This is a genomic window from Faecalibacterium sp. BCRC 81149, from assembly GCF_022750605.1.
Classification (GTDB): domain Bacteria; phylum Bacillota; class Clostridia; order Oscillospirales; family Ruminococcaceae; genus Faecalibacterium; species Faecalibacterium duncaniae.
This window is the reverse complement of the sequence record NZ_QXJA01000014.1, coordinates 46,208-60,841: the sequence shown is the minus strand read 5'-3', so window position 1 is coordinate 60,841 and position 14,634 is coordinate 46,208. Positions and strand designations below refer to the sequence as shown.

The following is a 14,634-nucleotide window of genomic DNA, read 5'->3' as shown; positions in this document are numbered from 1 at the left end:
CGCTCAGCACGCAATCGCTTGCGTCCTGTGTGAATTACTTTGTTTGGAATTGTTTAACGTGTTTTTCCAACACGAAAATAGGTTCCGTTACAAGTTTTTCGATATTGTTCAATTTTCAAGGTCCTGTGCGCCTCAGCCTTAGCGGCTGACAACTTGATTATTTTACCACAGATGTGATTTTTTGTCAAGCACTTTTTTCAGAAGCTTTTCGATTTTACTGAACTTGTGGCTCGTTTTTCAACGTATCCATATTGGTTCTTTTGCTTTGCTTCTGCCGCTTTCAGAAGTCATTCTTTCCGGCGGCCCTTGGCGCTCAAGTATAATACCATATCCCCGCCCTTCTGTCAACACTTTTTTGCATCTTTTTTGAGTTTTTTCTATATTTCGCAAAATGAGTGCTTCCGGGCAGGTTTTTGCGCCATTTTTTCCGTCTGTTTTCCTTATTTATATTATAGGCACAGAAAATCCCCGGCAGTCGATCTGACCGCCGGGGACTGCGTTTTCTTCTTACTGTTCTCGTTTCATCTGATGCAGGGTCACTCCTACTGCCACAGCAAGCATGGGCAGCGCGGAGATCAAGCCGATGGGCATGGGGCCCAGTACATTATAATATGCATCTGCCGGGGTGATCAGTACCTGCGGCAGCGCCGCAATGGCATTGAAAGCCCCATGTGCAATGGCAGGCACCCAGATACAGCCTGTTTTCTCGTAGAGGAGATCCAGCAGGGTGTTCAGGGCAAAGCAGACCACGCACCACACCGCCAGGCCAAGCAGTGGTGCACCCAGATAACTTGTGCCATACTCGTAACCCACCAGCAGCATCAGGGGCCAATGCCAGACACCCCACACAACGCCGCCCAGCAGACGGCCATTCAGCAGACCGAACCGCGCCTTCAGGCGGGGCATCATGTAGCCGCGCCAGCCGGCCTCCTCGCCCAGTGCGGGAAACATATTAATGGCGGGGGCAAGGATCACCGCAAACAGACCGTTTTGCAGCAGATAGCTGAGGGTGGAGACCCCCAGCTCGCTGCGCAGCGTCTGGGCATCCATCTCACCGCCGTAGGCGGCCACCAGCCAGCTGCAGGAAAAGTCCAGCCGAGAGGGGAACACGGCAAAATACAGCACTGCGCCCAGCAGGGTGAACACCGCCGGGCCAAACCATGCGGCCAGCCAAAACCGCCGCTTGCCCTGCACCTTCCAGCCGATACCGGTGGGCTGGCGCAGAAACACTTTTTGCACCAGCAGCACAGCCAGCAGCGGGCAAAACATAGTGGCGATGAGTGCCAGCTGATACAACACGGCATTCTTCTGCTGGAGCAAGGCCATACAGCCGCCCACCTGGCACAGCCACGCCAGACCAAAGGCAATCAGGAAATAAAGGGAAAAGCCCTGTTTTTCTTTTGCACTCATACAAATCTCACCGCCGTTCCGTAGGCAATGACCTCTGCCGCACCCTGCATGACGCTGGCGGAGGCGTAACGCATCCCAACCACAGCATCGGCTCCCAGTTCCTCCGCATTCTTTGCCATGCGGCCTGTGGCGATCTGCCGGGCCTCGGTGAGCATCTCAGCGTAGTCGGTGACTTCGCCGCCTACAAGGGTACGGAACCCGGCCATGATGTCGTGGCCAAGGTTGCGGCTCTGCACGGTGCTGCCCCGCACCACCCCCAGAGCCTCGATCTTTTTACCGGGGACTTCGTTAATAGTTACGATAAGCATCTTCTTCTCCCTTTCCGATCTCTTTGAGACGATCCACCAGCACCTTCAGCGTGCCAATGATGCAGCCCGCCGGGATGCCAACCAGCACCACCAGCAGCGGCAGCGGCGGAGCCTCCTCCGGGTCCACGCAGGAGGCCCACACCATGATGCCCATGATGAACAGCATCAGGGCCGTAAACAGCCCTGCCCCCACCAGTGCACCCCGGACCCGTTCTGCTTTCCGGTCTGTCTGCTCAATGTTCACAAAACTCACTCCCTGTTCTTCCTTTGCGGTCAGGCGCGCCAGCGTCTGTTCCACATCCAGTTCATTGAGGCTGACAGGTTCCTTTTGAAGCAGAGTGCAGAAGTTCACTGCCTCGTCCAGATCGGTGCGGCGGGTGTTCAAGCGTTCCAGCTGGCGGGTCATTCCCTCAGCCAGCGTGCACTCTCCCTCCAGCATCTGCCGGATCTCGGCCAGCGGCACATCCAATTTGCGTAGCAGTTTGATGCGCCGCAGACGCTCGACATCCGCCTCCGAGTAACTGCGGTAGCCGTTGCCGGGCTCCCGCCGGGGGCTGATGAGCCCCTCTTCCTCATAAAAGCGGATATTCTTTTTGGTCACGCCCACGGCGGCTTCCACCTCGTTGATCTTCATTGGCTCCGCAGCCTCCTTACAGGCACCATCTTACACCTTCCAGAAAGGGGAAGGTCAATGGTTTTTTGAAAAAAGAACTCCCTTCGTCTCGCATTCGCTCGACACCTCCCTCAGAGAGGGAGGCTTACCGTACGGGCAGGCTCCCTCCTTGAGGGGGCTGTCTGCGGAGCAGACTGGAGGAGTTTCTTCCTTTAGAAATAGCACTTGATCTGGAACCGGTCGGCATTGTCCTGTTTTTTCTCCACCACGATGCGCTCATGGTTGAAATCAAAGTGGACCGGGGTACACAGGTCGGTGTTGCGGGTCAGGCGGAGAAGCTCCTGCACCCGCTTTTTCTCCTCGGGCACATAGAACAGATAGCTCACGCCCTCCTTTTTGGCGCGGCCGGTGCGGCCGATCCGGTGGGTGTAATGTTCGTTGTCGCCGGGGACATCGTAGTTGATGACCGCATCCACATCCGAGACATCGATGCCGCGGGCAGCCACATCGGTGGCCACAAGGATCGCCAGCCTGCCATCCCGGAAGTTCTGCATGATCTGGTTGCGTTCCTTCTGGGAGAGGTCGCCGTGGAGGCAGTCCACCGAGAAGCCCAGACGGGCCAGATGGTTGGCCAGGGTGGCGGTGTTGAACTTGGTATCACAGAACACCATGACCCGCTTGTAGCCCTCGCCAATGATGATCTGAGCCAGGTCGGACAGCTTGTTGCGGCCGGAGGTCTCCAGCATGTACTGGGTGATCTTGGGCTGGCTCTCCTCCCTGGGCTGAACGGTGATCTCCTCAGCGTTGTTCTGATACAGCCAGCCGATGTCCATGACCTCGCGGCTGATGGTGGCGGAGAACATGGACAGGCTTTTGCGGGCCTTCATCAGCTCAATGATATGCCGCACATCCTTATAAAAGCCCATGTTCAGCATCTCATCGGCCTCGTCCAGCACCACCTGGGTCACATGGGCCAGATTGATGCTGTGGTGCTTATAGTGGTCCATCAGGCGGCCCGGGGTGGCCACCACGATCTGGCAGCCCTCGGCCAGACGCCTGGCCTGCTTTTCCATGTTGGCACCGCCGTACACGCAGGCCACCTGCACCTCAGGCATAAAGTAGGTCAGCTCGGTCAGCTCCTCGGCGATCTGCTGGGCAAGCTCCCGGGTGGGGGCCATGATCACAGCCTGCGGGTACTTTTTTTCCGGGTCGATCTGTTCCGCCACCGGGATGCCGAAGGCACAGGTCTTGCCGGTGCCTGTGGGGGCCTTGGCGATCACATCCCGGCCTGCCAGCATCACAGGGATGGTCTTTTCCTGAACTTCCGTCATCTCTGCAAACCCCATCCGCTCCACGGCCTTGTGGATGGCTTCACTGCACTGCAACTCACTGTAAAGCATGTTTGATACTCCTTATCCTTCTACCCTTGTTTTGTTCAGTATACCATGAAACGCGGCGCTTGTCAGCACGCAAAAAGAGCCGCACCCTTTTGGGGCACGGCTCTGCGGTTGGATCTGGGATGTACGCGCTCAGGCAGTCTCTTCCACGCTCTGAGCGGCGGCACGGCCTGCTTCCAGCTTCTGCTTGAAACGGCCGCTGGCCTTGAAGCCGGGGATGGAGGTGGACTCCAGACGGCTGGAGACCTTGGTCTTGGGGTTGGTGTAAGCCTTGGGCTTGCGGGGACGCATCTCAAAACGGCCAAAGCCGGCAATGGTCACCTTCTCGTCTGCACGCAGGCAGTCAGCGATCTGGTCAAACAAAGCGTCCATCGTGGTCTCGACCTGTGCTTCGGTAAAGCCGGTCTTGCGTGCCACGGTTTCGATCATCTGGGAACGAGTCATTGTATCGATATCCTCCTGGAACGTCCAAAAGTAACGTCTTTTGGCAAATTTTGCGTTGTTGAGTATAACAAATGCAGCCCCTCATTACGAGAGATTGCGCACGAAACGCATAATATTGCGCACGAGTTACATTTTGTGCGTTATTTTTTATGATACAGCGTTGCAATATCCACCAGCGGGATATTCTTCAGGTCATGGTCACTGCGCAGGCAATCGACCAGAGCATTGGCGGTATCCACAGCAGTGATGCAGGGGATGCTCAGTTCCACAGCCTTGCGGCGCAGGCGGACAGAATCGCGCTTGGGGTCACGGCCCTTGGCACTGGTGGAGAACACATAGTCCACCAGACCGCTCTGGAGCAGGTCCACGATGTTGGGGGACTCGCCGGACATGTTGCGCACCTCATTGCAGGGGACCATGTGCTTGTTGAGCCATGCACAGGTGCCGGAGGTGCCGTACAGCTTGTAGCCCATGCTCTTGAGCTTCCAGGCGATATCCACGAACTCGGGCTTGTCGCTGTCCTTCACCGTGAAGATGCAGCAGGAGGCAGGGCCGGGAGTCTTAAAGGTATAGCCCGCGCCGATCAGGCCCTTGAGCAGGGCATCGTGATAGTTGGGAGCAATGCCCAGCACTTCGCCGGTAGACTTCATCTCAGGGCCAAACTGGGTATCCACGCCGTGCAGCTTCTCAAAGCTGAACACAGGCACCTTAACGGCCACATAGGGGGCGTTGGGGTGCAGGCCGGTGCCGTAGCCCATATCTGCCAGCTTCTCGCCCAGGCAGCAGCGCACGGCCAGATCCACCATGGGCACGCCGGTGACCTTGGAGATGTAAGGCACGGTACGGGAGGAACGGGGGTTGACCTCGATGACATAGACCTTGCCGTTGGAAACAGCGTACTGGACATTGACCAGACCGGTGACGTGGAGCTCGCGGGCAAAGCGGCCGGTATAATCCACCATGGTGTCGATCTCGGCCTGGGTCAGATGCTGTGCCGGGTAGACACAGATCGAGTCGCCGGAGTGGACACCGGTACGCTCCACCTGCTCCATGATGCCGGGGATGAGGAAGTTCTCGCCATCGCAGATGGCATCGACCTCACACTCGGTACCCATGATATACTTATCCAGCAGGACAGGGTGATCCATGTCTACATGCTCGGTGATAACGCCCATATACTCGATGACATCGGCCTTGGTGTAGGCCACGATCATGTTCTGACCGCCCAGAACGTAGGAGGGACGCATCAGGACAGGCAGGCCGATCTCATCGGCGGCAGCCAGAGCCTCCTCCAGATTGAACACGGTGCGGCCGGGCGCGCGGGGGATGTTGCAGCGCTCCAGCAGTTCGTCAAAGCGCTCACGGTCCTCTGCTTCGTCAATGGCATCCGCCGGGGTGCCCAGAATGGGCAGGCCGATCTCATCCATGTGCTTTGCCAGCTTGATGGCGGTCTGGCCGCCGAACTGGACCACGCAGGCATCGGGCTTTTCGGTGGCGATGATGTTGTCCACACTCTCCGGGTTCAGGGGGTCGAAGTACAGACGGTCGCCGGTGTCAAAGTCGGTGGAGACGGTCTCGGGGTTGTTGTTGACGAGGATGGCCTCGCAGCCGTGGTTCTTCAGGGTCCAGACACAGTGGACAGAGCAGTAGTCGAACTCGATGCCCTGACCAATGCGGATGGGGCCGGAGCCAAAGACCAGCACCTTTTTCTTCTTGGGCTGGCCGTTGGCGGCAGCCTCAGCCTCTCTGGCAGCAATAAACTCGGCGGCCTCGTTGTCGCCGTCGTAGGTGGAGTAGAAGTACGGGGTGTTGGCCGAGAACTCAGCAGCACAGGTATCGACCATCTTGAAACCGGCGCGGTAGTTCTCCACAGGCAGAGCATCCACCTGTGCCAGACGCTTGATGGTCTTATCCTGGAAACCATACTTCTTGGCGGTCTGATACTGCTCCAGGCTCAGAACGCCGTTGCACTTTGCCAGACCCTTTTCCAGGTCAGCCAGGTGCTGCATCTTATCCAGGAACCACCAGTCGATCTTGGTGATCTTCCAGATGGTCTCGTGGTCGATGCCGCGCTTGAGGGCCTCGTAGACACAGAACACGCGCTCCGCATCCTGCACATGCAGGTGGGCCACGATCTCGTCATCGGTCAGCTCCTCAAAGGGCTTGTGGGTCAGGGTGTCCATACCCAGCTCGATGGAGGAGACCGCCTTCATCATGGCCGCCTCAAAGCTGTTGCCAATGCTCATCACCTCGCCGGTGGCCATCATCTGGGTGCCCAGAGACTTGTCAGCGTAGACGAACTTATCAAAGGGCCACTTCGGGTACTTGACCACGATGTAGTCCAGCGCAGGCTCAAAGCAGGCGCAGGTCTTGCCGGTGACATCATTGGTGATCTCGTCCAGCGTATAGCCGATGGCGATCTTGGTAGCCACCTTGGCAATGGGGTAGCCGGTGGCCTTGGAGGCCAGAGCGGAGGAGCGGGACACACGGGGGTTGACCTCGATGACCGCGTAATCGTAACTGTCGGGCTTCAGGGCAAACTGGCAGTTGCAGCCGCCCTCGATGCCCAGCTCGGTGATGATATCCAGTGCGGCGGTACGCAGCATCTGGTACTCGTGATCGGTCAGGGTCTGGGAGGGAGCCACGACCACGGAATCGCCGGTGTGGATACCGACGGGGTCCAGGTTCTCCATGTTGCAGACGGTGATCACGTTGCCCTTGTGGTCACGCATGACCTCGTACTCGATCTCTTTCCAACCGGCGATGCACTTTTCCACCAGGATCTGATGGATGGGGGAAAGACGCAGGCCGTTGGTGCCGATCTCGATGAGCTTTTCCTTGTTTTCGCAGATGCCGCCGCCGGTGCCGCCCATGGTAAAGGCAGGGCGGACGATGACGGGGTAGCCGATGCGGTCCGCACAGGCCAGCGCATCCTGCAGGGTCTCCACGACCTCAGAGGGGATGATGGGCTGATGCAGCTTTTCCATCGTCTCCTTGAACAGCTCACGGTCCTCGGCGCGGTCGATGGTCTCAGGCTTGCAGGCCAGCAGGCGGATGCCGGTGCGGTCCAGATAGCCGGAACGGGCCAGCTCCATGGAGAGGTTCAGGCCCATCTGGCCGCCCAGGTTGGGCAGAACGGAGTCGGGCTTCTCGATCTCCAGGATGCGCTCCACCACCTCAAGGGTCATGGGCTCGATATAGACATGATCGGCCACATCCGGGTCGGTCATAATGGTAGCGGGGTTGGAGTTGAGCAGAACGGTCTCAATGCCCTCTGCTTTCAGGGCGCGGCACGCCTGGGTGCCGGAGTAGTCGAACTCAGCGGCCTGGCCGATGATGATGGGGCCGGAGCCGATGACCAGCACCTTTTTGATTCTGGGGTCCTTGGGCATTTCAGCGCACCTCCTTTTTTGCTGCTCTGACATTGTTCAGGAAGCGGTCGAACAGGAACTCCGTGTCCTTGGGGCCGCCGTTGGCTTCCGGGTGGAACTGGACCGTGAAGCAGTTCCACTTCTTGTACTTGATGCCCTCGCAGGTGCCGTCGTTGGCGTTCACCTGTGCCACCTCGCCCATCTCGGCGGGCAGCTCCTCGCCCACGACCGCATAGCCGTGGTTCTGGCTGGTGATGAAGGTGCGGCCGGACTCAAAATCAGTGACAGGCTGATTGGCACCGCGGTGGCCATACTTCAGCTTCATGGTCTTGGCACCGGCGGCCAGAGCGCTCAGCTGGTGGCCCAGGCAGATGCCGAAGGTGGGGATGCCCAGCGCAAAGATCTGCTTCAGGTTCTCAATGACCTCCACCGGCTCGGCGGGGTCGCCGGGGCCGTTGGACAGCATGATGCCGTCCGGGTTCAGGGCAGCCACTTCCTCAGCGGTGGCAAAGGCGGGCATCACCGTCACCTTGCAGCCGCGCTTGACCAGGCAGCGCACGATATTGCGCTTGCAGCCGTAGTGCATCAGCACGATGTGGGTCTCGCCCTTCTCGTTAAAGACCTCGGGTTTCTCGCAGGTCACGCTCTTGACGGCATCCGTCACGGCATAGGCGCGGATGGTCTCCAGCAGCTTCTCCGTCTCGGCCTTGTTGGCAGGGTCAGCGGGGTCAAAGGTGGTCAGGATGGCACCGTTCATCACGCCGCTCTCCCGGATGATGCGGGTCAGGTGGCGGGTGTCGATGCCCTCGATGCCGATGGTATTGTTTTTCTTCAAAAAGCTGTCCAGCGTCTCCTCACAGCGCCAGTTGGAGGGGGTGGTGCAGGCCTCGCGCACAATGTAGCCCTTGGCCCAGATGCGGTCCGACTCCATATCGTCCTTGTTCATGCCGTAGTTGCCGATGAGGGGATAGGTCTGGGTGATGATCTGGCCGTAGTAGCTGGGGTCGGTCAGGGTCTCTTCAAAGCCCACCATACCGGTGGCAAAGACAACTTCGCCCACGGTAACGCCCTCAGCGCCCACTGACTGGCCTGCAAAGACCATGCCGTTTGCCAAAAGAAGATAAGCGTTCATAGGTACTCCTTGTTTCAACACGGTTGTTGTCAAGTTACAGGGTCTGCTTGGCTTCCTGCTTCATCTTGCGGCTGCCCAGGTGCACCAGAGGCAGCTTGCCCTCCTTGCAGATGGGGCACTCCTCGGGTGCGTAGTTGGGCAGGTCCAGCTTCAGGGCGCTGGCCAGGATGGGAATGGGAGACGGAGCCTCGGGCTTGGTGCGGTCCACCACGCAGGTGATGCCCAGGCAGATGCCGCCGGCCTCTTCGATCACGCGCTTGGTCTCCAGGGAGGAGATGCCGGTGGTGACAACGTCCTCAGCAATGATGCACTTCTCACCCGGCTGGATGGCAAAGCGCTTCAGGGTCATCACATTGTCCACGCGCTCGGTGAAGATGGCGCGCTTGCCGGTCTGGCGGGCCAGCTCGTAAGCATAGACGATGCCGCCCATGGCAGGTCCCACGATGACATCCACATCCAGCTTCTTGATCTGATCGGCCACAGCCTTCATTACCTCGGCGCAGCGGTCAGGGTACTGCTGCAGGTAGGCCATCTGGCAGTATGCGCTGGAATGGCGGCCGGAGGAGAGCAGGAAATGGCCCTCCAGGAATGCGTCACAGCTCTTCAGAATTTCAAGTGCTTCACTCATTGTAGTTCTCCCTCTCTTTTTTATGAAAAATATCTTTTAAACGGTATTGTACCACGCTTTTGCAGCAATTGCAAATTTATGCGAAATTTTTTGCTTTATACGCATAAGCCGTGGTTATTCTGGTATATCAGCTCGATTATACAGCATTTCGGGCGCAGCCGCGGATCTCCTCCAGCGTTTTCACGCCGTGGGCATCCATCCACTGTGCCATCTCGTCGGCAATGGTCTCCATGGCGCGGGGGTTGGCAAAGTTTGCCGCGCCCACCTGTACCGCCGTGGCACCTGCCATGATGAATTCCAGTGCGTCACGGCCGGTGGCAATGCCGCCCAGACCCACCACCGGGATGTTCACGGCACCCACAGCCTGCCAGACCATGCGCAGGGCAATGGGCCGCACCGCCGGGCCGGACAGACCGGCAAAGATGTTGTTGAACACCGGCTTGCGCTTTTCCAGATCGATGGCGCAGGCCTGGAAGGTGTTGGTCAGGCTGATGGCATCCGCACCGGCGGCCTCCACAGCCTTGCACATCTCGGGAATGTTCTCTGCCTGGGGGCTCAGCTTGACCATCAGGGGCTTTTTGCAGGCCGCGCGGACCATCCGCACCACCTCACCGGCGGCCTCGGCCTTCACGCCGTAGGCCATGCCGCCCACCTTGACATTGGGGCAGGAGATGTTCAGCTCCACGATGTCCACTGCGCTCTCGCTCAGCAGAGCCGCACCCTCAACATACTCTTCCTCACTGTGTCCACCCAGATTGGCAATGGCCACTGTGCCGTATTTCTGCTTGAGCTCCAGCATCTCGTTCAGCTCCACGTCAATGAAGTGCTGAACGCCGGGGTTCTGCAGGCCGATGCTGTTGATGAGGCCGGAGGGGGTCTCCCACAGGCGCTCGCCCTTGTTGCCGTACTGGCCGTGCAGGGTCAGGCCCTTGCCGGAGATGCCGCCGATCTTGGAAAAATCGGCCAGTTCTTCGTACTCCACACCGTAGCCCACAGTGCCGGAAGCGCCGATGACCGGGCTGTTCATCACAAAGCCCAGCAGGTTTGTTTTCAGGTCAGCCATCAGAAGAACACCTCCGTTGCATCAAAGACCGGGCCATTCTTGCACACGCTCTTGCCCTCGCCGCCCTTGGTCTCGCAGGTGCAGCCAAGGCAGGCACCAATGCCGCAGGCCATCTTCTTTTCCAGGCTCACGAAGCAGGGGGTGCCCTTTTCGGCACAGATCCGGGCAGCGTTTTTCATCATCACGGTGGGGCCGCAGATCAGCACGGCATCGTAATCTGCCGGGTCATACAGCTGGGTTACAAAGCCGTGGAAACCCACCGCACCGGTATCGGTGGAGACCTTTACCACATTTGCGATGGTGCGGTACTCCTCCATGCAGTAAGGGGTATCCCGGAAGCCGAAGAACACGTCCGGCTTAACACCGGCAGCTGCCAGTTCCCGGGTGACCTGATACATGGGGGCGGTGCCAATGCCGCCGCCCACCACAGCGATCTTATGGTATTGTTCGGCCAGGGCCGGGATATCAAAGCCGTTGCCCATGGGGCCGGTCAGCTGGAAGGTATCGCCGGTCTTCAGCTGGGCAATTTTGTGAGTGCCCTCGCCGATGACCTGATACAGGAACTCAATGGTCTGGGTCTCCGGCTCCCACTTGTGCACGCTGATGGGGCGGGACAGGAAGGGGGCCTCATCGGCACCCCAGGCACGCAGGGTAAAAAACTGCCCGGCGTGGGGGGCATGCTCCCGGTCAGGCCAGAGGGCACGCAGGAGCCGGATGTCCGGCAGGATGCTCTCATGGCTCAGAACGGTGGCTTCACAGCAGGCTGCACGCATGAGCAATGGCCTCCTTCATGTTCACACACTCGTTGTAAGCGGCCTCATCAAAGGCCACGCCGGGCTGCTTCTTGTAGGCCAGCAGGATGCCGCGGCTGGAGTTGACCACGCCGCCGTTGCCCTTGGTCAGGTACTGGGCAATATCCTCCGCCTTGCCGCCCTGTGCGCCGTAGCCGGGGATGAGGAAGAAGCTGTCCTGATACTTGGCGCGGATCTCGGTGGCCTCCTCGATGTGGGTGCCGCCGATGACCAGACCGATGGAGGAGTAGCCGTGCTCGCCCATGTAGTCCTTGCCCAGAGCGTTCAGCTTGTCGCCCACCAGATCGTAGACGTGGCGGCCGTCTGCCAGCTTTTCATATTCAAAGTCCTTGGCACCGCCGTTGGAGGTGCGGCAGAGGACGAACATACCCTTGCCCTGCTTTTCGGCATAGGGCAGGTAGGGACTGATGGAATCCAGACCCATGTAGGGGGCCAGGGTGACGAAATCAGACTCGAAGTCGCCGGTGAAGTGGCCCATGGCGTACATCTCGGCGGTCTTGGCGATATCGCCGCGCTTGATATCGGCGATGACAGGGATACCAGCCTCGCGGACAGCGGCCAGGGTCTCGGCGTAGGCCTTCATGCCCTCCAGACCCAGGGACTCGTAGTATGCGATCTGCACCTTGTAGCAGCCAGCCACAGCCTTGGTGGCATCAATGAGCTTCTTGTTGAAGCGGACGATGTTCTCTCCCTTGGTCAGGGTGGTGTCCACAAAGTCAGCGGGCAGGTAGCTGAAATCAGTGTCCAGACCCACACACACCGGGCCGCGGGCTGCAACTGCTTCGTAAAGCTTGTCCATATTTGTCATTGTCGGGTTCCTCCATACTCTCTTATTACGAATTAAACCTCTCAGTCAGCGCTGACGCGCTGCCAGCTCCCCTAGTAGGGGAGCCCTTGGCAAAGAGGTGAAGTGATACGTTCTGACTTTTACTCCTCAGCCTGATAGGTGATCTTGCCGCCCTTGATGGTGGCATAGACCCTGCCGTAGAGCTGTGCACCATCAAAGGGGCAGTTATGGCTCTTGGAGTGCAGCTTTTCTTTGTCCACAGTGTAGGGGGTGTCGAGATCCACCAGCACGAAGTCTGCATCGTAGCCGGGCTCCAGCTGGCCCTTGGCAAGGCCCAGGATCTCTGCCGGGCGGGTGCTCATCAGGTGCGCCAGCAGTTCCAGCGGCAGGCCCTCTTCCCTGCAGAGCTTGGTGTAGCAGACCCCAAAGGCGGTCTCGCTGCCCACCATACCGGCCATGCCCTTCAGCTTGTCCTCCTCAGAGTGGGGAGCGTGGTCGGTGGCAATGGCATCCACCACACCGGAACGGATGCCATCGATGAGCGCCTGCACATCATCCGCGGTGCGGATGGGCGGGTTGACCCGGTAATCGCAGGTCTCATTGTTGAACCACAGGTGATGCGGGGTCACCTCACAGGTCACGGGTGCGCCGCGCAGCTTTGCCATCTGGATGGCCTCCAGCGCGCCCCGGGTGGAAACGTGGCACATGTGCAGCCTGGTCTGGTAGTACTCGCTCAGCCAGCAGTTGCGCACGGTCTCCAGATCTTCAGCCAGCCGGTAATCCCAGGGGCTGATCTCCATATCCTCGGCGTGGCTCATCACGGTGATATCCCGCTGGGTGCAGATGGCAAAGGCCCGGGCCATAGTGGCGTTATCCTGCACACCGTGGCCATCCTCGGTGATGAACTTCACGCTGGCGGGCAGGGTCTTGAGGTGGTCGATGGTCTTGCCGTCAAAGTTCTCGGTGATGGAAACGGTCTGGTTCACATCGCACAGGCCCACCTCGGCGGCCTTCTGCTCCACCATAGCTGCCTGTGCGGCAGAGGAGCAGACCGGCTTTGTGTTGGGCATCAGGTTGACAAAGGTGTAGCCGCCTGCGGCCGCAGCCATGCTTCCGGTGGCGATGTCCTCCTTATATTCAAAGCCCGGGGTGCGCCAGTGGCAGTGCAGGTCCACAAAGGCAGGCAGCACGGTCAGACCGCCTGCATCGAGGACAGTCTCCCCCTCCCCGGCCAGTGCGGAAAGATCCTGACCCACGGCGGCGATCTTTCCGTCTTTCACGAAAAGCTCCACCGGGCGGCCCGCAGCGTTTACAGCGTTGATGAGCAGCATATTCTTTTACCTCCCTGTTCGTATTTCGGATGGGCGGATGCGGGCATTGCAGCCCGCGGACAGGCAAAAAAAAGAACTTTTCCACAAACGGAAAAGTTCAAAAAGCGAAAAAAGGAAACACGGAACCCACCGCAAAAACGGCTGCAAACTGCTTTTTCAGTTCAGCGTTCATTTTTGACAGCATTCGTCCGCTTCTCCTTTTCCTTCGCATTTGTTTTCGTTATATTTTATCATAGAAACGCAAAATGTGTCAATGCTTTCTGTAAGATTCCTGTGTGAAAAGGTTTTGGCTGTATCTCCCGGAATTTTGGCTACTCTACCGAAAACCCGTTTCCCGCCCCATAATCCCTGCGCGGAGGGGGATTTTTCTCCGTCAATTCCTACCAAAGCACTGTACATTGAAGTTTGCATGTGTTATTATAGTATCTGTCAAAAAGAGAGAGCCGCACTGAGGCGGCTGAACAAAAAGGGAGGGTTCCCCACATGAGCTTATTGGAGGACGCACGGAACATCCAGCGCAAAGACCCCGCCGCACGCAGTGTGCTGGAGGTCATCCTGCTGTACCCCGGCTTCCATATCCTGGTCTACCACCGCATTGCCCACTGGCTGTATGAGCACGGGCACTTTTTCCTTGCCCGCTGGGTCAGCCAGCACGGCCGCCACAAAACCGGCATCGAGATCCACCCCGGTGCTCAGATCGGCAGGTGCCTGTTCATCGACCACGGCATGGGCATCGTGTTCGGCGAGACCACCGTGATCGGCGACAACTGCACCATCTACCACGGCGTGACGCTGGGCGGCACCGGCAAGGACACCGGCAAGCGCCACCCCACCCTGGGCAACAATGTGCTGATCGGCGCGGGCACCAAGGTGCTGGGCCCGGTGTATATCGGCGATAACGCCCGCATCGGCGCAGGCAGCGTTGTGCTGCGCAACCTGCCCGCCAACTGCACCGCCGTGGGCGTGCCCGCCGAGGTGGTGCGCATCAACAACAAGGCCGTCAACCCCGCCGACGACCTGGACCAGCAGGATCTGCCGGATGTCATGGCCCAGCGCCTCACCGAGCTGGACCGCCGCATCAGCAGGCTGGAAAAGGACGCACAGGGGGATGTGCCCCCCAGCATCCACGAGGTCATCCAGAAACAGCAGCGCTGAACCTTTCGGTCCCACTTTGCGTGCCAGCTTTCCTCATAGGGGAGCCGCTGGCATGGCGGTACTATCCGCAAAAACTGCACAAAGCTTCTGCAAAACGAAAGCAGCTGCGCTCCGCACACACGGAACGCAGCTGCTTTTCTGTTACTTCTGGTTTTGCAAACTGCTATTGTACTTTCATTGACT

13 protein-coding genes are annotated in these 14,634 nt (G+C 58.8%); 1 reads left to right on the top strand and 12 read right to left on the bottom strand.

Features of this window, described 5'->3' with window-relative positions; genetic code table 11:
* Nucleotides 1–507 precede the first annotated feature (507 nt).
* The 12 genes from D3F01_RS13245 to D3F01_RS13190 form a co-directional block, all read right to left on the bottom strand.
* Nucleotides 508–1,410: a type II CAAX endopeptidase family protein gene (locus tag D3F01_RS13245; RefSeq protein ID WP_242889169.1), complete on the bottom strand. Its 903-nt coding sequence runs from the start codon at nt 1,408–1,410 to the stop codon at nt 508–510.
* Nucleotides 1,407–1,718: a heavy metal-binding domain-containing protein gene (locus D3F01_RS13240; protein WP_097769942.1), complete on the bottom strand. Its 312-nt coding sequence runs from the start codon at nt 1,716–1,718 to the stop codon at nt 1,407–1,409. Before D3F01_RS13240 ends, D3F01_RS13245 begins: the two co-directional genes overlap by 4 nt.
* Nucleotides 1,699–2,352: a MerR family transcriptional regulator gene (locus D3F01_RS13235; protein ID WP_242889167.1), complete on the bottom strand. Its 654-nt coding sequence runs from the start codon at nt 2,350–2,352 to the stop codon at nt 1,699–1,701. Before D3F01_RS13235 ends, D3F01_RS13240 begins: the two co-directional genes overlap by 20 nt.
* A 191-nt stretch (nt 2,353–2,543) precedes the next feature.
* Complete coding sequence (locus tag D3F01_RS13230; protein WP_242889166.1) at nt 2,544–3,731, bottom strand: DEAD/DEAH box helicase; 1,188 nt, start codon at nt 3,729–3,731, stop codon at nt 2,544–2,546.
* A gap of 129 nt (nt 3,732–3,860) precedes the next feature.
* Nucleotides 3,861–4,172 carry an HU family DNA-binding protein gene (locus D3F01_RS13225; protein WP_005929264.1) on the bottom strand — a complete coding sequence of 104 codons (312 nt, stop codon included), beginning with the start codon at nt 4,170–4,172 and terminating at the stop codon, nt 3,861–3,863.
* 140 nt (nt 4,173–4,312) lie between these two features.
* The gene (gene carB, locus D3F01_RS13220; protein ID WP_242889165.1) at nt 4,313–7,564 is read right to left on the bottom strand and encodes a carbamoyl-phosphate synthase large subunit; all 3,252 of its coding nucleotides are present in this window, start codon (nt 7,562–7,564) and stop codon (nt 4,313–4,315) included.
* A gap of 1 nt (nt 7,565) precedes the next feature.
* Nucleotides 7,566–8,675, bottom strand: a complete 1,110-nt coding sequence (locus tag D3F01_RS13215) for a carbamoyl phosphate synthase small subunit (protein WP_242889161.1) — start codon at nt 8,673–8,675, stop codon at nt 7,566–7,568.
* A gap of 34 nt (nt 8,676–8,709) precedes the next feature.
* Nucleotides 8,710–9,303 carry an orotate phosphoribosyltransferase gene (pyrE, locus tag D3F01_RS13210; protein ID WP_097772757.1) on the bottom strand — a complete coding sequence of 198 codons (594 nt, stop codon included), beginning with the start codon at nt 9,301–9,303 and terminating at the stop codon, nt 8,710–8,712.
* A gap of 136 nt (nt 9,304–9,439) precedes the next feature.
* Nucleotides 9,440–10,366, bottom strand: coding sequence for a dihydroorotate dehydrogenase (locus tag D3F01_RS13205; protein WP_242889159.1), 927 nt, complete (start codon nt 10,364–10,366; stop codon nt 9,440–9,442).
* Nucleotides 10,366–11,139: a dihydroorotate dehydrogenase electron transfer subunit gene (locus D3F01_RS13200; RefSeq protein WP_097769948.1), complete on the bottom strand. Its 774-nt coding sequence runs from the start codon at nt 11,137–11,139 to the stop codon at nt 10,366–10,368. Before D3F01_RS13200 ends, D3F01_RS13205 begins: the two co-directional genes overlap by 1 nt.
* Nucleotides 11,120–11,986 carry an orotidine-5'-phosphate decarboxylase gene (pyrF, locus tag D3F01_RS13195; RefSeq protein ID WP_117506121.1) on the bottom strand — a complete coding sequence of 289 codons (867 nt, stop codon included), beginning with the start codon at nt 11,984–11,986 and terminating at the stop codon, nt 11,120–11,122. Before pyrF ends, D3F01_RS13200 begins: the two co-directional genes overlap by 20 nt.
* Nucleotides 11,987–12,105: 119 nt before the next feature.
* Entirely contained in the window at nt 12,106–13,296 is a 1,191-nt protein-coding gene (locus D3F01_RS13190; protein ID WP_242889158.1) for a dihydroorotase, read from the bottom strand.
* Nucleotides 13,297–13,779: 483 nt separating this feature from the next.
* Here D3F01_RS13190 and epsC point away from each other — a divergent pair, with 483 nt between their 5' ends.
* Nucleotides 13,780–14,451 carry a serine O-acetyltransferase EpsC gene (gene epsC / locus D3F01_RS13185; RefSeq protein ID WP_005929282.1) on the top strand — a complete coding sequence of 224 codons (672 nt, stop codon included), beginning with the start codon at nt 13,780–13,782 and terminating at the stop codon, nt 14,449–14,451.
* The last annotated feature ends 183 nt before the right edge of the window (nt 14,452–14,634 follow it).